The organism is Pseudoalteromonas sp. RWi3 (genome assembly GCF_054960735.1).
The window spans coordinates 67,161-86,043 of sequence record NZ_JBHNYL010000003.1; the positions used below are offsets into that span (position 1 = coordinate 67,161).

The 18,883-nt window shown below is 40.7% G+C and carries 15 protein-coding genes; 10 read left to right on the top strand and 5 right to left on the bottom strand.

What is annotated here, in order from left to right; translation table 11 throughout:
- Positions 1–2 precede the first annotated feature (2 nt).
- Positions 3–1,055, bottom strand: coding sequence for an efflux RND transporter periplasmic adaptor subunit (locus tag ACFI4Z_RS06115; RefSeq protein ID WP_462669807.1), 1,053 nt, complete (start codon positions 1,053–1,055; stop codon positions 3–5).
- Positions 1,056–1,286: 231 nt separating this feature from the next.
- Here ACFI4Z_RS06115 and ACFI4Z_RS06120 point away from each other — a divergent pair, with 231 nt between their 5' ends.
- The 4 genes from ACFI4Z_RS06120 to ACFI4Z_RS06135 all read left to right on the top strand — a co-directional run bounded on the left by ACFI4Z_RS06120 (position 1,287) and on the right by ACFI4Z_RS06135 (position 4,649).
- Positions 1,287–1,994 (top strand): DUF2982 domain-containing protein, encoded by a 708-nt coding sequence (locus ACFI4Z_RS06120; protein ID WP_462670009.1) that lies wholly within the window; start codon positions 1,287–1,289, stop codon positions 1,992–1,994.
- A 33-nt stretch (positions 1,995–2,027) separates the two neighbouring features.
- Positions 2,028–2,360 carry a hypothetical protein gene (locus ACFI4Z_RS06125; RefSeq protein ID WP_394192459.1) on the top strand — a complete coding sequence of 111 codons (333 nt, stop codon included), beginning with the start codon at positions 2,028–2,030 and terminating at the stop codon, positions 2,358–2,360.
- 103 nt (positions 2,361–2,463) lie between these two features.
- A complete protein-coding gene (locus ACFI4Z_RS06130) occupies positions 2,464–4,143 on the top strand; it encodes an Lcl C-terminal domain-containing protein (RefSeq protein ID WP_462669808.1) in 1,680 nt (559 codons plus the stop codon).
- Complete coding sequence (locus ACFI4Z_RS06135; RefSeq protein ID WP_462669809.1) at positions 4,140–4,649, top strand: Lcl C-terminal domain-containing protein; 510 nt, start codon at positions 4,140–4,142, stop codon at positions 4,647–4,649. Before ACFI4Z_RS06130 ends, ACFI4Z_RS06135 begins: the two co-directional genes overlap by 4 nt.
- Here ACFI4Z_RS06135 and ACFI4Z_RS06140 read toward each other — a convergent pair.
- Positions 4,646–5,761, bottom strand: coding sequence for a tRNA nucleotidyltransferase (locus ACFI4Z_RS06140; RefSeq protein WP_462669810.1), 1,116 nt, complete (start codon positions 5,759–5,761; stop codon positions 4,646–4,648). The genes ACFI4Z_RS06135 and ACFI4Z_RS06140 overlap by 4 nt on opposite strands.
- 128 nt (positions 5,762–5,889) lie before the next feature.
- Here ACFI4Z_RS06140 and ACFI4Z_RS06145 point away from each other — a divergent pair, with 128 nt between their 5' ends.
- Together ACFI4Z_RS06145 and ACFI4Z_RS06150 are read left to right on the top strand one after the other, a co-directional pair.
- Entirely contained in the window at positions 5,890–6,807 is a 918-nt protein-coding gene (locus tag ACFI4Z_RS06145; RefSeq protein ID WP_462669811.1) for an ExeA family protein, read from the top strand.
- Between the two features lie 12 nt (positions 6,808–6,819).
- Positions 6,820–7,872 (top strand): general secretion pathway protein GspB, encoded by a 1,053-nt coding sequence (locus ACFI4Z_RS06150; protein WP_462669812.1) that lies wholly within the window; start codon positions 6,820–6,822, stop codon positions 7,870–7,872.
- 30 nt (positions 7,873–7,902) lie between these two features.
- Here the strand turns inward: ACFI4Z_RS06150 and ACFI4Z_RS06155 are convergent, their stop codons facing one another.
- A complete protein-coding gene (locus ACFI4Z_RS06155) occupies positions 7,903–9,102 on the bottom strand; it encodes an HD-GYP domain-containing protein (protein WP_462669813.1) in 1,200 nt (399 codons plus the stop codon).
- Between the two features lie 104 nt (positions 9,103–9,206).
- On the bottom strand, positions 9,207–13,010 hold the full coding sequence (gene putA / locus ACFI4Z_RS06160; protein ID WP_462669814.1) for a bifunctional proline dehydrogenase/L-glutamate gamma-semialdehyde dehydrogenase PutA: 3,804 nt from the start codon (positions 13,008–13,010) through the stop codon (positions 9,207–9,209).
- A 170-nt stretch (positions 13,011–13,180) separates the two neighbouring features.
- On the opposite strand from putA, the gene ACFI4Z_RS06165 reads away from it, so the two are divergent.
- Positions 13,181–13,660 carry a winged helix-turn-helix transcriptional regulator gene (locus ACFI4Z_RS06165; protein ID WP_462669815.1) on the top strand — a complete coding sequence of 160 codons (480 nt, stop codon included), beginning with the start codon at positions 13,181–13,183 and terminating at the stop codon, positions 13,658–13,660.
- A gap of 39 nt (positions 13,661–13,699) precedes the next feature.
- Here the strand turns inward: ACFI4Z_RS06165 and ACFI4Z_RS06170 are convergent, their stop codons facing one another.
- Positions 13,700–14,299, bottom strand: coding sequence for a TIGR04211 family SH3 domain-containing protein (locus ACFI4Z_RS06170; protein WP_462669816.1), 600 nt, complete (start codon positions 14,297–14,299; stop codon positions 13,700–13,702).
- A gap of 209 nt (positions 14,300–14,508) precedes the next feature.
- Here ACFI4Z_RS06170 and ACFI4Z_RS06175 point away from each other — a divergent pair, with 209 nt between their 5' ends.
- From ACFI4Z_RS06175 to ACFI4Z_RS06185, 3 genes are all read left to right on the top strand, one after another.
- Positions 14,509–16,029 (top strand): CYTH and CHAD domain-containing protein, encoded by a 1,521-nt coding sequence (locus ACFI4Z_RS06175; protein ID WP_462669817.1) that lies wholly within the window; start codon positions 14,509–14,511, stop codon positions 16,027–16,029.
- A gap of 32 nt (positions 16,030–16,061) precedes the next feature.
- Positions 16,062–16,724, top strand: a complete 663-nt coding sequence (locus ACFI4Z_RS06180) for an START domain-containing protein (protein WP_462669818.1) — start codon at positions 16,062–16,064, stop codon at positions 16,722–16,724.
- Positions 16,725–16,864: 140 nt separating this feature from the next.
- On the top strand, positions 16,865–18,853 hold the full coding sequence (locus ACFI4Z_RS06185; protein WP_462669819.1) for an LTA synthase family protein: 1,989 nt from the start codon (positions 16,865–16,867) through the stop codon (positions 18,851–18,853).
- Positions 18,854–18,883 lie beyond the last annotated feature (30 nt).

Here is an 18,883-nt window from a genome sequence, read left to right on the forward strand (position 1 = left end):
GTTTACCCCTTTACTGTGACTTTGCTACCAGAACGAATTTTAATAATTCCTTCTGTTACGACCTGTTGACCATCATTGAGGCCTTCATCAATCGCTACCCAGCCGTTGTGTCGGCCGGTAACATGCACTTCTACTTTTGTAGCAACACCTTCGGTTATTTGGAATACGTAGTGTCTATCTTGCTGTGGGATAATGGCCTTTTCAGGCACCATTAGTGCTTTATTAGTGCTTAATTGTAAGGCAGTTTTTAAAAGCATACCTGGGCGTAATAAACCAGATTCATTAACAAAGCTCGCAGTGACTTCAATGCTGCGTGTGACAGAATCTATACGTGAACTTATGTGGGTTACTTGACCTGAAAATGTTTTATCGGGGTAAGCATCATTTTGTGTCATCACTTTCATACCAAGTCCCAGCTGGGCTAAGTATTTTTCTGGGACTTTAAAATCAACCTTAATAATACTGATGTCATCTAAACTGGTTAAAACCGTACTACTATTTACAAAGGCACCTACTGAAATAAGGCGTTTGCCTAAAACACCAGAAAACGGTGCAGTTATAGTCATTTCGGCGAGTTTAGTTTTTGCATTTTGCAGTTGTGTTTTGGTAGCATCAACGCGAGACAACTGTTCTTCAAGCAATGATTTAGCGGTGGCTTGAGAGCGAGAAAGTTCAGTTAACCTTGCAAGTTGGCGTTCCTCTTCGCGTAAATTAATAGCAAGCTCTTTGACTGTGAGTTGCTCTTGCTGAGATTGTAATTGGGCAAGTTTTTGCCCTTTATCAACGCGATCTCCGTCGGTAAAGTAAATGTCAGTTACGTAGTCGCTTTGCGCGCTGTTAATATAAACTGCTTGATTCGCACGGGCACTCCCGATAGCCTCGATAAGTATCGGGTTTTCTTGAGTGGTTACCGTATGAGCTGTTACTTTTGTTGCTGTTGCTTTGTAACCTAATTGTTCACCCTGACTGCTTGGCAAATAAAGGTACACACACAACCCGATCAACACAGTGATAATGAATGGAAATAATGCTTTGCCTGACTGCTTTAAATACATCTTATTTTTACCGAAAGATTAATTACCACTAGTGTACGAAATAACGGCGTAAAAAGACTGCCCGTGTATCTCAGAAATCTGTCAGTTAGCCGTAAAACCGCTCGCTGTCCCTTTTTTGAAAAGGATAAGTTACAACGATGAAGATGAAAACTGGTTGTGAACGATGTCGTAAAATTCGTAAATTAGTAATTTGGGCTATAATTATGTTTGTTTTTTATATGATTTATTATGATGGTTAAACACGCAATGTTATGTTTAAAGCTTCGCTCAGAGGGTTCAAAAAATGGAATTGAAATTCTGTTAGTTGGCTCATTTGGCCTTGTGTTTATTATGCTGGTCAATTTACTTCGTCCAGGTACGATTAGTATAATAGAAATATTTTTGGTGAGTGTGAGCCTTGTTGCTGTGTTTATTGGCTTTTTAAAGACACAAGAGCCATTTTACAGCTTAATTATTACCGAGCAGCTACTTACGTATCATCATAAGTATGGCTCATGGTCATTAAATAGAGAAAACCTACACCATAGCGGAATACCTAAAGCGGAGCATGGACTTGAATACCTTGAGTTAAATGCTGTAGGCATTAAACTTAGGGATACGGATGATTTTTTAATGGATATTTCACCGCGGCTAGCGGGTAAACTATTAATAGAACAACGCCACCTATTTATGCAGGTTGTTCAAAAACATTGCAAAAATGGCAATTGCCCATCAGAATGGTTGGTAGAAGACAATAATTATACATCTTTAAACGGTCGCAAATTTAATGGATTAATTGCAATGTTCGCAAATCGAATGCGACATTTGCAGCAATTAACAGGGTATGACTTGCTGTTGCCTGCCAGTGTATTAGATAGAAGTATTTGGGATTTTAGCCATGGCCTAAACAGTTGGCAGCAAAACCCCAAACTCTTTATTCAATCTCAGTTAAAAGGCTAAGAACGCCTAATTAGACGTCAGTAGGATAATGCGATGAGTCAAGATAGATCATTTATTAAAAGTGGAAGAAATACGATTATCCACAAAGAGAAAAAGCTCGATTTAGTGATCGTAAACTCTGAAACTCAACCTAAAATTAAAGTTACTCAAAATGGTTTAGAACCATTCAAAGAAGAACTGCCAAAAAATCGCCGCGAAGCAAAAGAGCGTTACCTTGATATGGTTTATATTAGTAGTGCAGATGTATTTGGCGAAGAAAAACGACTGCTATTCATACAAGCCTTGGATGGTCGAGAATACAAAGTAGATTACAGTAAAGTTGGCACAAAGCTATTCGTACGTATCCATCAAGATAGTTATATGTAATCTTCTGCATAACTGGCATTGTTGTTGCTTATTATCTGAGTAAAGAATGTAGCTTAAATAATCGCGCTACATAACTATATGAATGAAGATGAGGAAACATTGCATGAGAGTTCTTTTCACTATACTTCCAGTTGTTGCCTTGCTCAGTGCTTGTGGTGGCTCAGGTGGTGGGAATGATAATCCCGATGTGGCTGCATCGGTCAACGCAGGGATAGATCAGCAAGTTATTGAAAAGAGCGAATTTACTCTAACGGCGATAGGCTCACCTGCAAATGGAACGTTTTCTTGGCAAAGAATTAATGGGCCCGCTGTTGAAGGATTACCTGCTGATGGCGATGAACAAACCTTAACAGCGCCAGATGTAAAGACGGACAGCCAACTACTATTACGGGTTAACTACCAAACAGCAGACGGTCAGTTAGTCAGTGATGACGTTATGATTGATATTGTCTCGAATAACCAACTACCCGAGGCGGTTGTTACACAAATTGCGCCCGCAGAATTACCTTCAGATTATAAAGACACTATTACGTTGAGCGGTGCTGAGTCATCAGATCCCGATGAAAATGGTGCTATTAATAGTTACCGTTGGCAGCAAATCTCAGGTCCAACTGTCGCGGTCGATAGCTACAATAATGAGACCATCAGTTTTTCTCACCCTCTGTTAGATGTAAACACAACTTTAGTGTGGCAGCTAACCGTCATTGATGATGAAGGGGGAGAAGCGAGTATTCAATATAATCATAAATTAAACAGAACAGATAAAGTGGTTATTGCTAATGCGGGGGCTGATCAAACTGTAAATGAGGTTGAACTTGTCACGCTCGACGCAACTGCAAGTGAAACCGTCACCGAAACTTTCTCCTGTCATTGGGAACAAACTGTTGGCAGCGTTACTTTGGCAAATAAAGAACAATGTATTACATCGTTTACCGCACCAAAAACCGAATCTGTTAATACGTTTAGTTTTGAAGTAACTGTGACCGACAGTAAAGGTCGAACAGACACTGATGTCGTACAAATCAATATTGAGTCTAAACCATTAGGTCTGATTAATGATACTGGGGTAAATACGTGCTACAACAATACTCAACAAATAGCGTGCGACAGCCCAGACTTTCCTCGCCAAGATGCAGCCGTTGGTCGTGATAGTGTTGTTAATACGCATATCAACAAAGTAGGCGCTGGTGATTCCGCATTTGATTTTACTAAGTTAAACGAGTTTGCCGATGAACTTCCTGACAATGCGAGTAACTTTAGTTGCGTTCGAGATAATGTCACAGGGCTAATTTGGGAAGTTAAAAGTCCAAACACTGGCACTTTACCTAACGCAACTTCACTCAGAGAAGGGCAGAACCACTATACGTGGTATCTAAATGGAGAAACCGGCGTACAAGGTGGTAGTCAATTAGGTGCAACTACAACATGCTCTGCGACAACGAATTGTGGCTTACAAGTGTATGTCAATGCAGTTAATAACTCAGATTATTGTGGTGGAACCAATTGGCGAGTCCCTACTTATACCGAGCTAATGACTTTATTGGATTATTCTCAACATGGGCAATCTTTATTAATTGATAATGACTACTTTGTTAATACACCTACTCAGCACGCCTTTGTAAATCAACCGTTTTTACCTTATTGGACCTCGCAAACAGCGGCAGATGGCACCAGTTTATCGCAGGCTTATATAATAGATATGAGCGATGGTAATGATTTAGCTTATCCTAAGAGCGAAACAGCATTTGTGCGTTTAGTTAGAACAGCGGGGGCATCACAATGAAAATATTATTTGCAAGCATACTACTTTTAAGCCCAAGCTTTTTGGCTGCGCAAACGTGTTACAGCACGGTGCCTGAAACAACATCCACAGCGCGTTTTACACTTAACAATAATGGCACAGTGAGCGATAGCGTGACGGGATTAATGTGGCAAACGTGTAGTTACGGGCAAAGCTATGATGCTGATACCACTAGCTGTACAAATAGCGCAATTAAAACGACGTGGCAAGAGGCGCTTAGAGCATCTGTTAACGACCGCACCGCTAATCATGATGATTGGCAAGTACCGAATAATAAAGAGCTAGCAAGTATCCTAGAGCACAGTTGTGTAACCCCAAGTATTAATGAGGTTATTTTCAAAGGGAATAAAAGTGAAAACTATTGGACTAGTACATCGGGCGTTATTGACCCCGGCTTTGCTTGGGTATACACATTTGACAGAGGCCTTAACAGTTTACATGCTAAAACCTCTAACGTTTACCTTCGCTTGGTGCGATATGAGGACTAAACCTGATTTAAATGTTGTTTAAACATGTCTAATCGCGCTTGTTCTAGCGCGGTTTTTATATCAGCACCTTTAATACCTTGAGCAATAAACTGTTGCGGGCTAATTTTTTTAGCTGCTTCAGTAGCACTTACTAGAGTGTGTTGCCGTTTTAATGGCCCGCAATTGGCTATCTCTGCTGCTTTTAATAAAGCACTGAATCGTTCTGGTCGGCGCCATAGGTCAAGTTGATTACAAAGTGCCAGTAACTCACTGCTGTTAAGTTGTTCATCTTTAAGGGTTGCGAGGTGTTGCTGCAAGTAGAGTGCCATATCCCGAACATCATTTGGCAGCCGAATTGATGTCGCTAGTGTAATTATTGAATCACGGCATAAATCACTGGTGGCTTGACAAAATAGTAAGCTAGGCTCAGTCTCCTTTAGACTGTTTGCATACTCATAGCGGGCTTTGATTTGCTGGTATTTATCAGAGGTCCACGATGAAGCCAATGCGTTGCTGATAGAAGGAAGAACATTAAGGCTGCAAAGCGTTTGCAAAAACTCAGCAAAAGCGCCATCACTGAGCGACTTTTCACATTCAAGCCAAATACGTTCTGGTGTCAGAGTGCTCAGTTCACCTTGAGAAATCATGCTCTTTAATAGTGCTTTGGTCTCATCAGCAATAGTGAAACCAAGGTAATGATAACGAGCAGCAAAGCGGGCAACACGTAATATTCTAAGTGGGTCTTCACTAAATGCATCGGATACATGGCGAAGAATGCGGTTGTCTAAATCTAGTTTGCCGTTGTATGGATCAATTAAGCTGCCATCGTCAGCTTTTGCGATGGCATTAACTGTAAGGTCGCGTCGGCGCAGATCATCTTCAAGTGTAACATCTGCTGAAAACTCACAAGTAAACCCGGTATACCCTTTACCTTGTTTGCGTTCAGTACGAGCGAGTGCATATTCTTCTTTGGTTTTTGGGTGTAAAAAAACAGGAAAATCTTTACCAACTTGTACAAAGCCTTGCTGTAAAAGTTGATCTGGAGTTGCACCTACCACAACATAATCACGTTCTTTAATTTTACGCCCGAGCAGCTCATCACGCACTGCACCACCCACTAAATAAACTTCCATAGTCACGCCTAGAGTTAACCTGTTTAGGTTATTTTACGTTATTTAAGCAATAAAACGCTAACAAGGTTTTCACTTGTTGCTTTTTTTTGCCATTATAGGCGCAGATTTACTCAGTAAGGAAGTTCAGGGTGTATTTAAGCTATTTTGGCTTGTCGGAAAAACCGTTTTCAATAGCGCCAAATCCACAATATCTATTTTTAAGCGAGCGCCATAAAGAAGCATTAGCTCATCTTACCTATGGTTTGGGTGAAGCTGGTGGTTTTGTATTACTTACAGGTGAGGTAGGAACGGGTAAAACAACCCTAATTCGTAGCTTGCAAGAACAACTGCCTGAGAATACGCAAGTGGCAATGATCCATAACCCGGCATTATCACAGCTAGAGTTGTTAGCGAGTATTTGCGATGAGCTTGTCATTAATTATGATGGCGTCAATGCCACTTTAAAAACCTTAACAGATGCGATAAAAAAGCATCTAGAGGCTAATCATGAATCAGGTGGTCACACGATACTATTGATTGATGAAGCGCAGCTACTTGCACCAGATGTACTTGAACAACTGCGGTTATTGACCAACATAGAAACCAACCATAAAAAGTTACTGCAAATAGTGTTAGTTGGTCAACCAGAGCTACAAGAACTACTGAAGCGTAATGAATTAAGGCAATTAGCGCAGCGCATTACTGCTCGGTACCATTTGTTACCGCTGACCGAGGGGCAAACTATTGCTTACATCAAACATCGTTTATATGTTGCCGGTTGTGAACGTGCTATGTTCTCAGCGGATGCATTAAAAACTATTTATGCCGTGACAAAAGGTATTCCTCGTTTAGTTAACTTACTATGCGAGCGTTGCTTAATGGGCGCGTTTTCTAAACAGCTAATGGTGATAGACAGTGATATAGTAATGCGCTCAGCCGAAGAAGCGTTGCCGCCAAGCGTACTGCAAAGTGAAGTTAAAAATGAAACTAAAACCAGTAAGCTTTTAATACCTTTCGTTTTTATAACTGTGTTAGGCGCCGGTGTTGGCTTGTCGTTTATTTTTTAGTCGTGGTGAATTATGTCGTTTTTATTAGATGCATTAAAACAATCCGAGCATCATGATGAAGCATCTGCTTTTGATCAAAATGCTCAACAAATTAAACAACAACAAGAGCTAAAAAGGTATCGCTTAATCGCAATGTCACTTGCCATATTACTGGCTTTAGCGCTGACTTTAGTAGCAGGGTACTCAATTGGTAAGTGGTTTCAAGCTAAAAGTATTCAAACAGATAGCGCGTCGGAACTTAGTCTTAAAGAGACTGAGGCAACAGCTGAAAAAGTGATTCAGCCGAATGAAGAAGTTTCTAGCGTGCAAAAGAGCAGCGATACATTGCCTAAGAATGTACCGCAAGAAGTTCAAAATGCACCCGCACAGTTTACTCATTCACAGCAGCCTGTGATGGCCCAAGGCTACGCGAACCAATCTCAACAGTATCAATGGGTCCAAGTGCCTGTTAATGCTGTACCAACTTACTCGCAAGGGCAAACTGTTTTAGTCCAAACTCCAAATGGATATCAGCAAGTGATTAATGCCCCTACAGCTCAGTTTCAGCCGCAGCAGTATTCACAGCCACAGCAATACGCTCAACCTCAACAGTTTGCACAATCACAGCCAATAAATACACGCTCAGGAGATATTGATTTAAGCCAATATAAGGTGCTTGGAAAGCCTATTGAGCAGTCAAATTTAACGAACCAAATAGTACCGCAGCGCGACGATGAGTTAGAGACTGTGCCTAGTGAGCTTAAAAATGCGTTTGCCCAAGCAATTAAAGACACTGAAACAGTCACGACCAATCAAGTTACCCAAGCGACAAGAAACTCTTCTTATGCAGAGCCTATTGAGCTATTACCAGACGGCTTATTAGCTTTGCTACCTAATATTAAATATCAGGCACACATTTATTCATCGTCCGTTGAGAAGCGTTGGATCAAGCTTAACAACCGTGAACTGTATGAAGGTGATAGTTTAGATGATATTGAAGTGTTAGAGATAACCCCAGAACAAAGTGTATTAAGTTTCGATGGCTATCAATTTAGCATAAAAGCATTGCAAGATTGGCCAGAGTAATTGGTTTATTGCTGTAATCTTGCCGTAAAATTACGGCAAGATTGAATGTTTAAAAAACCGAACTAAGTCAATGTTGAAATCTTTTGGTTTAATGGCTGATTCTAATGCATCATGTGTTCGGCTATTCGCTAAATCAATATCTTCAACGCCGGTATAGCGTGCATGTTTAGCATGATAAAATATTTTAACCTGAGGCTTCAGGGGACTTGCAGGGTTACTTTTTGTCACCAAACCAACCTTTTGACTTGAGAGTTTGACCAATGTACCAACAGGGTGGATACCAATACATTGAATAAACTTGGTCAATAGCTCGCCATCAAAGCTATCAGGACAGCCATCTTTCAGTATTTTAAAGGCTTTAATGGGCTCCATGCCATCTTTATAAACTCGCTCAGCTGTAAGCGCGTCATATACATCAACAATCGATGCCATACGCACATACTGACTGATTTCGTCTGCGTGCTTTCCAAACGGGTAGCCACTGCCATCTAGGCGCTCGTGGTGAAAGCCTGCAATATCAACAGCAATGCCTGTTAAACCTGACTCTTCTAGAATTTGCTTACTATAAAGCGCATGATTTTGAATTGTTTTAAATTCTTGCTCAGTCAACCTTCCGGGTTTGTGAAGAATCTCATCAGGAATTTGTATTTTACCAATATCGTGCAGCAGGGCGCCTGTCGCTAGTTCTTCTATGAGCTCTTTTTCAAAATTTAAATGCTTGGCAAAAATACTTATTAAAACAGAAACATTAATTGAGTGCTCTAATAAATAACTGTCTTTTTCTCGCATCCGGGTAATACAGGCCAGCGCATCTTGGTTACGAAAAACCGAATCAATAAAGCCACTAGCAAGCTCTTTAAATGGCGCTACTTCAATTGTTTTTCCAGCTTTAATGTCAGTAAATGCTTTGCTCTGTAAGTCTTTAGCTTCACAATATAGTTTTTGGGCTTTGCCCATCTCTTGTTCAACAGAGTGAGTGGTATGCCATGGATCACGTTGTTTTGGTGGGGCACTAATAATCGGTGCGTCGTTTAGCTCTTTAGGTTGTTCTATGATGGTTTTATCAGGATCAATCTCGACCTCTAAAATACCCGCTTTTATTAACTTATCGATACCAGCCTGTGTTTTTACCCACCCTTGGTTTTTTATTTTAATATTACCTGACTGCTTCGTTACTTGTTGTACGAACATACCGGGTAGAAGTTGTTTTATAGGGATGGTTTTAAACATTACTTACTCAAAAAAATTCGCATATATTAAAGTTAGCAAACTTTTCATTGTATAAGTAGCAAAAAGGGCGCTAAAAAGCGCCCTTTAATACTTAGTTGTTGATTTTACTCGTCATCTTCAACCAAAGTCATTAGCGATGTGTTACCACCTGAGGCGGTAGTATCAATACTAATTGTCTTTTCTGTGATCAGACGTTTGATCAGCGTATCGTAATACTCTGAGCTTATCACAGGCAAGATTGCGCCTTTGCGTTGTGCAAGCTGCTGGCTAAAGTAGCCCAGGCGTGATGAACGTGCTGCAACCACTGCGCCCGCTAAATGTGGATGCGCCAAGATTGCTTGTAGCTGATTTGGCTTCGCAACTTGGAACACACCTTCAGCCACACCTGTTGAGATAAATTTGTCTTTAAACGCAACAGCTTCATCATAGAATAATTCTGATGCTACCGTAATTACAGTATTACCCGCCGCAAGTGCAGTGATAATTGAGATAGCCCAAAAGTTAAATGATGTACTTTTATCTGCGTAACACACTACACAACCACGCGCTTCAAGGTGCAGTGTATTTGATTCGCCTGTTGGCCCTGGTAACGTAGTATATTTACGCATGTGTTTTTCAAGGCGGTTTAGCTGAGCACGTGCATCGGCAAGTGTTAGTGCCAAATCGTCTGCAAGCTCGTCGATAATATCAACGGTAGCAACTTTTGCGAGTAACTGACGTACAGCCGAAACACGGTCGTTTAATGGTGTTGCTCGCCAGATTTTTTCATCGCGTAGTGAGTTTGCCATTAACTTATCAACTTGTTCGTTTGCACCCGAGTAGTGGTGTAAATCAAGCTCGTCTGGAGTTAGGTTTGTCATTTGCACATTATCTGGAGATGCCTTTTCTTTCACTAAACGTTGTAAGTAGTTAGGGCCACCGGCTTTTGGTCCAGTACCTGATAAGCCACGACCACCGAACGGTTGCACACCAACGATTGCACCAATCATATTACGGTTAACGTAAACATTACCCGCACGTGACATTTTAGCTAGGTACTCACAACGCTCTTCAATACGTGAGTGAATGCCCATTGTTAAGCCAAAGCCAGTGCCATTGATTTGATCAATTACACTATCAAGCTCAGTCCCTTTAAAGCGAATAATATGCACACATGGGCCAAATACTTCACGTTTCAGTACTGACAAATCTTTGATTTCATATAAGCGAGGTGCAAAGAAGTATGCGCCATTTTCACTGTTATCTGGAATGTCACATTGATAATGCAGTGTCGCGTTACCTTTTAAGTATTCAACATGGTCATTTAAGCTTTTCAGTGCTTTTTCGTCGATTACAGGACCAATATCAGTCGAAAGCAAAGATGGGTCGCCAACGTGCAACTCTTTAAGTGCACCTTTGATCATCTCAATTACGCCATCAGCAATGTCTTCTTGTAAAAATAATACACGAAGGGCTGAACAACGTTGACCGGCACTTTGGAAGCCTGAACTAATTACATCATCAACCACTTGTTCTGGTAGTGCAGTTGAATCAACGATCATACAGTTTTGACCACCAGTTTCTGCAATTAGCGGCACTTGAATATCGTTACGTGCAGCTAATGTTTGTGAAATGATAGTGCCTGTTTCTGTCGAGCCGGTGAACATAACAGCTTGAATACGCTCATCTGGTACGATTGTTTTACCGACTTCACTACCGCGGGCAATAACTGGTTGCACAACATATTCAGGAAGACCAACAGAGAGCATTAGTTCAATGGTGCGAAGCGCAATATAGCTTGTTTGCTCAGCAGGTTTTGCGATTACTGTGTTACCGGTTACGATGGCAGCCGCGACTTGTCCTAAGAAAATCGCAAGCGGGAAGTTCCACGGGCTGATACATAAGATCACACCACGGGCTTCAAAGCGCTCATCTTCGCTAAGCTCTTCTGCACGGGCTGCGTAGTAACGACAAAAATCAACGGCTTCACGTACTTCGTCAATTCCGTCTTGAGCAATTTTACCAGCTTCTTTAATACAAATAGCCACTAGCTCATCGTGATGGCGTTCTAAAATATCCGCAATACGACGTAATAAATTAGCACGCTCTTTAACTGGTGTTTGTGACCAAGACTCAAACGCAGTTTCGGCGTTTTCAAGTAAAGTGAGCATTTCATCGCTGTTTTGCAGTTTTACATGACCAATGACTTCTTTGTGATTGGCTGGATTTTTAACGGCTAATGAGCCCTCAGGCACATCACTTTCATCAATACGGTGTTCTTCAAACCACGAATCTAGGTTTTCTTTAAATGGCGTAATAACGTTAATGTCTGTTAAATCCATGCCTTTTGAATTAGCACGTTCTGCGCCATATAGATCAATTGGCATTTTGATTTGAGTATTGTACTTATTACGTAAGCCTTGCAGTGTTTCAACGGGATCTGGCAGTAATGCTTCTACTGGCTGAGTTGTATCAACAATGGCGTTTACGAATGACGAGTTAGCGCCATTTTCAAGTAAACGACGTACTAAGTAGGCAAGTAAGTCTTCGTGTTGACCAACAGGTGCATAAACACGGCATTGAATTTTTTCTTGCGTTACGATTTGGTCAAATAAAGATTCACCCATACCGTGTAAACGTTGGAATTCAAATCCATCATGATCGCCTTTAGCAACTTCTAAAATAGTCGCCGCAGTGTACGCGTTATGAGTGGCAAATTGTGGGTAAAGCACGTCACGGGCTTCAAGCATTTTAATTGCACATGCTTTATAGGAAACATCAGTCGTTGCTTTACGGGTAAATACTGGGTAGTGGTCTAAACCATCTTGTTGAGTGGTTTTGATTTCTGTATCCCAGTAAGCACCTTTCACTAAGCGTACCATGAGTTTACGCCCAACACGGGTAGCAAGATCAGTTAGCCATTCAATAACAAAAATCGCACGCTTTTGATAAGCCTGTACTGCTAAGCCAAAGCCATTCCAACCTGCTAGGTCTTCATCGCTAAATACAGCTTCAATAACATCGAGTGAAATATCTAAACGATCAGCTTCTTCAGCATCTACGGTAAAGCCGATATCATAACTTTTAGCAACAAGCGCCAGCTCTTTAAGCTTAGGCACAATCTCTTCCATTACACGTTCTTTATGAGTGAACTCATAGCGAGGGTGAATTGCAGAGAGTTTAACAGAAATACCCGGGCTCTTAATTGGGCCACGGCCATTTGCTGCTTTACCAATCGAGTGAATCGCATTTAAATAACTTTGATAATAACGCTCAGCATCTTTCATAGTGCGTGCGCCTTCACCTAGCATATCGTATGAATACACATAGCCTTTACGCTCGGTTTCTGCTGCACGTTCAATCGCTTCGTCAATGGTACGGCCCATAACGAATTGCTTACCCATGATCTTCATCGCAAAGTTCACAGACTTACGAATTACTGGCTCACCTAAACGGCCAATGGTTTTTTTCAACACGCCAAATTGCTGTTCTTTGGTTTTGTCTGTGTAGTTAACCATTTTACCGGTAACCAGAAGACCCCAAGATGATGCGTTAACAAACAAAGAGTCACTGCTACCTAAGTGTGAGCTCCAATCGCCTTTTGCTAATTTGTCACGGATTAGAGTTTCTTGAGTCGCTTTATCTGGCACACGAAGTAGGGCTTCAGCCAAACACATTAATACCACACCTTCTTCACTCGAAAGTGAGAATTCATTTAAAAGTGCATCAACACCGCTTTGACCATCTTGGTCTCTACGAATATTGTGAACTATTTGACGTGCACGCTCCCATGCACGACTACGGGCTTTAACGCCTACTTCGGCAAGGGGTAAAATATGATCAATCACTGCATTTTCATCAATGCGGTAAAAGTCACGGATTTTTTGTCGAATTGGACACGTTGTAGTCAAATCGCCGTTGAATAACATAAGTAACCTCAAAAGTGTGGAGTCTTGCAGCAAAAAAAGAGTGCTGCTCGATTATCATGTTGTTTAATGCGTGCATTCTAATTAAATTCCAGCAGAATATGCTGGTTAAATTTGCCGATTTACGATAATTTACAGGGCATACGTTAAACTTATCCGCATAAAATTCTGTTATGACAAGTCCCAATAGATTACGCCTGCTTGATCGTATCGATTTAGCAATTTTAGACGTTCTGCAAAAAAATGGCAGAATATCTAATGTGAACCTTGCAAAGCAGGTTAACTTAAGCCCGAGCCCTTGTCTTGACCGAGTAAAACGACTCGAGCAAGAAGGTTATATTGAGGGCTACTTTGCAAAGCTAAACGAAGCAAAACTAAACCAGAGTTTATTAGCGCATGTACAAGTGTCATTAGTAACATCGAATACGGCTGTATTTAAAGTGTTCCGTGAACATATCTTAAAAATAAATCAGGTTGTTGAGTGCGACATGGTCGCTGGTGGCTATGATTATCTTTTAAAAATACGGGTGTCTGATATGGACGAATACCGTCAAGTGTTAGGCGATTTAGTTGATATACCAGGTGTAGGTACACATCATACCTACATGGTTATTGAGAAAATAAAGCAAGACAATGGTCTAAAGCTCGATTAAATAAAAAAGCACCTATCGGTGCTTTTTTGATTGTATTGCTTATGCCCAACCGTCGTAACGTTTACGACGCGACAGTACTATCGTTAAAATAATCCCTAAAAACAATCCTATAAATGCGATAGCTCCTCCGTAGGTAAGTAGCTGACGTTTCTCTTTAGCACCGGCTTGTTGCTTTTGAGTGCGTTCTGCATTTAGAGTTGTTTGTAGCTTGGTGATTTGTTCTGACAGCATTAAATTTTGATCAGTTAGCGACTGGTTTTGTTCTTGTAGTTGTGGCAGTTCAATCTGCGTTTGACGAAGTTGCTCTTGCATCGACGTCATTTCTTCACTCAAAGTACGATACTGCTGGTGAATACCGGCTGATTTAGAAACAAACTTAGCCTCTACCCAGCCTTCGCGTTCTTTATCATCAATGACTTTGACGAAGCCGTTTTCTTCAGGTGAAAGTTGCGTAAGCTTAGTTCCAGCATCTACTGAGCCGATAATACGGTAGTTTTTACTCGCACCAGAATGCATAAACGTATAAAGATTATCAACAATATAAGCCGTATTTGTATTGTTTGTTGAATTTGCTTCTTCGGCGTGACTAACAAATGCAACAGCACTAAGAAGTAAAGCTAATAAAGAATGTTTAAACATTAATCTACCCTGTTAATGTAACCGTGATCGTTACGGCAATTTTTTTCGTTCTAAGTATAGAGATAGTATGGATTTAACACGCTAATAGCAAGGCTGATATTGTAATCACATAACAGTGAATAAATGAAATCTCGCTAAAAAATTTGCATTACCGCTTTGCTTTGTTTATTTTGAGCTCTTATTTATTTTAAAGGTAATCCTCAAGCCTAATGGATACTGAGATAGAACTTAAGTTTTTGGTGTCAGATGCCGTTGTTCCACTGATCCCCGCGTTAATTACTCAATTTGCAAAAACCGTTACAAACAAGCCTTCCCGTAGTTTGCAAAATGCTTACTATGACACTCCTAGTCGTGAGTTAAGAGCACTTGATATTGGTTTTAGAACACGTTGTGCAGATAATCAATGTGAGCAAACAATCAAACTGGCAGGAGAAGTTGTTGGAGGTTTACATCAACGCCCTGAATATAATTTGCCGATTGAAAGTAACCGCCCAGATATCACTGAATTTGACAGCGGGATTTGGCCTCACGGTATGCAAGTTAACGCAATAGCCACTAATTTATACCCAATATTCAGTACTAACTTTATCCGCCGTACTTGGTTAATTGAAACCGAAAGTGGAGCAAAAATTGAGGTCGTTTTAGATAAAGGTGAAGTTTCAGCTTCCGGTCGGGTTGAAATTATTTGTGAGCTTGAAATTGAACTGATGGAAGGCAGTCGTGATGAGTTGTTTGCGTTAGCCGATAAACTAGTCGCACAGGGTAATATTCGTCTTGGTTTGTATTCAAAAGCGGCCAGAGGTTATCGTTTAGCGGATGAAAAACCACTTAAACCTAGCAAATCAATCGGTTTTGTTTCACTGCCTAAAAAGGCAACGCAAGAGCAAGCGCTCATTGCCGCAATAGGCTTTGGTATTCGCTTTGTACAAAAGCATGAGCAGTGTTATTTTGACAAGCCCAGCTTAAAAACGCTTAAACGAGTTACTGATGGCATCAGTCTGATTCGTCACACGTTTTGGCTATTTGATGACATTGTAGATAAAAGTACCACAGAGTCATTAAGAGTAGAGCTTAAATGGTTGTTAAGCGAACTAGCGTGGGTTGAAAACGCTATTCAGCTTAAAACATATACATCTAAACGTCATGCTTACTACAAAAAAATTAATAGTGCGCCAGAGCTTACTCAAGTCATTAATGACCTTAAAGAGTTACAGCCGAGCATTGATGACATTAACAAACTCTTTCATAGCGCCCGCTATAATCGCTTACTTCTGAGTTTAACTACCTGGCTTGTAGATAAACAGTGGCGTAAAAGCTGGGGGCAAACCCAGTTTCAAGCTGCAGAACGCTCTGTTGATGAAATAGCGAATCGCTTATTTCAAAAAGATTGGCAGGATCTACACCAGTTGTTACCAGAGCAACAAACTCTCACTTGTAAAGACTATTTAAACCTGCGTGCCCGCCTTGAAAATAGCTTACTCAGTGGTAACTGTTTAGGTGCATTGTATGATAAAGAGGATCGCAGTGAGTTCCGTATTCCTTGGCTTGATATTTCTCACGGGATATATGAGCTGTGTACGCTCGATTATCTAAAGCAGTTATGTGCAGGACAAGAAGATGAAGAGCTTGCCAAAATTCAGCATTGGCTTGAAATGAAATCTGAGTTTTTGGTCAGTGCGATGGAGCAAAGTCGCCTAGCATCATTTAAGATTTCACCCTACTGGGAATAGCCCGGTACTGGCTGCAACAAAATGGAATGCCAATGTGCAAAATAGCCGGGTTATTAATCATACTATGTTGCTTTACAGTTTATTCTGCACAGCAAACATCATGGCAATTATGGAAGTCTCAAGAAGCGATCGATGTTTCCTTCAAGAAACATCAAAATGGTATTGTTGAAGTCAAAGGCTCGTTGCTTATAGAAAACAGCACTGCAAGCGACTTCATAGCCCTTTTAAGTGATACTGAGCGAGCGCCAAAGTGGGTCGAAAACGTTAGCCACGTTGAGGTGTTAGCGCGCCCAAGCGAAGCAGAAACCATCGTATATACGCAAATTAACTCGCCGTGGCCTATCAGAGATAGGGATATGGTGAGTTATTCCTGTTATAAACGGCTAAGTCCCACGCAAACGTTATTAACGATTAGTGCTTACCCAGGTTTTAAAGATGAAGTCGACTCTGTTGTACGCATCAGGGATTTAAAAGCGACTTGGTTACTCGAAGAAAATACTAGCCAAGGAAAGGTCAGTTTGACGCTCACCCACACAGTTTATGCTGACCCTGATGGTGCAATACCTCATTGGTTAAGCAATAAGGTAAGCTTAAAAAGTACACTCAAAACACTACAAACTTTACGCAGTGAGCTCGCTCAAGAGCTATATCGTGCTGCGCCTACTGTTATCAAAGAGGGTAATTGCTCTATATAGTGTTGTTTTTTTGTTACTTGTAAGTTAATTGCTTGTATTTATTACACTTTCTTACATATTAATACATGATCTAAATTGAATTTATGTCTTTTATTGGTAAAGTTCCTTTTTTAGGAATTTGCACTATAAGGACATAGGTTGTGTTTAATGTTATTTCAACGGCTTCTAGTCGTTGGTTTTCATTTGTGACAGAGTGTTGGCGTTTAGCAGCACTTTGGTTTGCAGGTGTATTGCTCTTCATGAGCTTTCGTATTTTCTTCTTAGTATATTTTTATGATCATATTGCAGCACCTTTAGATGCAACAGCTCTATACAATACCTTAAAGACTGGTTTTGCTTTTGACTCAGCTGCGAGTGGGGTGTGTTTTAGTATTCCTTTTTTACTCAACTGCATCTTTCAGCCAATGCGGCTGGGGCACTGGGTTTCAAAAATTCGTATTTATACTGCGAGAGTATTTTTTAGTGTAATGCTCTTATTATGCATTACCAGCGTCACCTATATTTCTGAGTATGGTACACAATTTAACTACTTTATGTTTGAAGGGCTACATGATGATCAGCAGGCCATCGCATTAACTGCAATAAAGCAATACAAACCTTGGGGAAGCCTTATAAGTTTAGTGCTTCTGCTGTTTATTGCGTTTAGATATTGCAAACATGTTGAACAAACTAGCCTTGGTTTTTTATCGCGCATTTATACTGCTTGTAAATGGAAACGCTCAATACTTGTTATTCTGATTACTGTGCTTTTTATCTGCGCTATTCGCGGCTCATTCGAATCCCGCCCGGCTTCGCGCAAGTGGTCAGCGGTGACTTCTGATGCGTTTGTAAATAACCTTGTGATTAACCCTTTTCGTAGCTTTGTGTATGCAATAAAAGACTATAACGAATTACAAAATCATGGAATAGATGGTAAAAACCCCTATTTGAGCTCAAATGCTGCACCACTCACTAATCCATTACTTGATTATCAGCAACACACAAAAGGAGCGCTTATTGACCCTCCATCACAGGTGTTTTTTATAATCATGGAAAGTTATGACTCGTGGCCTCTGCAGCAAAAGTATGCATCACTTAATGTGACTAATGAATTAAAAAACTTAGCTAGCAAGGGGATCTATTTAGATAATATGCTACCTGCTGCCAGCAGTACGATGAATTCACTTTCGAGTATTTTGTCTGGTATTCCATTTTCAGGTGTGAACATGAGCCGCATAGGCCCGCAACAACCTGCTAGTAAGCTTTCTTTTATTAATCAAATGGAGCGGCTTGGTTATACCAGTCAATTTTTTTATGGGGGATTACTCTCATGGCAAAATGTAGGTGAATATGTAGGATCGCAAGGTGTCGATAATATTTATTCCGCAACAGATGCTGGTGGTAAAGGCAGTGCGGGTGTATGGGGAATTGATGACGGTCAACTATTCGAACTAGCCGCGGCTAAAACCGAGCAGAAAAGTTTTAATGTAATTTTAAGCGGCAGTTATCATGGCCCGTTCAACTTAGATTTAGCGCAACTTGACTACCCATACGCATCTTATGATGATTACCCCGCAACAATACAATCGTTAGAAGGGGAATTATTAGACCCTTATGTGTTAGGGCATTTATGGTATGCAGATAAAATGCTGGGCGAGTTTGTGCGTAAAATGGAACAGCGTTACCCTGATGCACTTTTTGTGATCACGGGGGATCATTTTAGTCGTCGTTACCTACATAGCCGGCCTAATTTGTTTGAACTAACACACGTGCCAATGGTGATTTATGGGCAAGGAATTACACCTGATTTATTGTCATCGCAACACGTTGCAAGTCATATGGATATTGCGCCGACCTTACTTAATTTAATCGCGCCAAAAAATACAGCGTTTTATAGTATGGGCCAATCATTGTTAAGTGCTCAGGAACAGCGCACCGTTTTTGGTTTTCAAACTATTCGTCGCAATGAAAAACTCTGGAAGGGAGATTTAAAGGCGATTTACGAGTATTATAAGGTTAATGAACACGATAAAACTCAGTTAATGTCATTCAGTCCATCAGGGTTTGAATATATTGATGCTGATACAGAACAAGCTTATAATCGTTATATGGCCACTGCATGGCACTTGCTTATTCGTGGTATGGATTGAAACCTTGCTAGTAATACACCACAAAGTTAA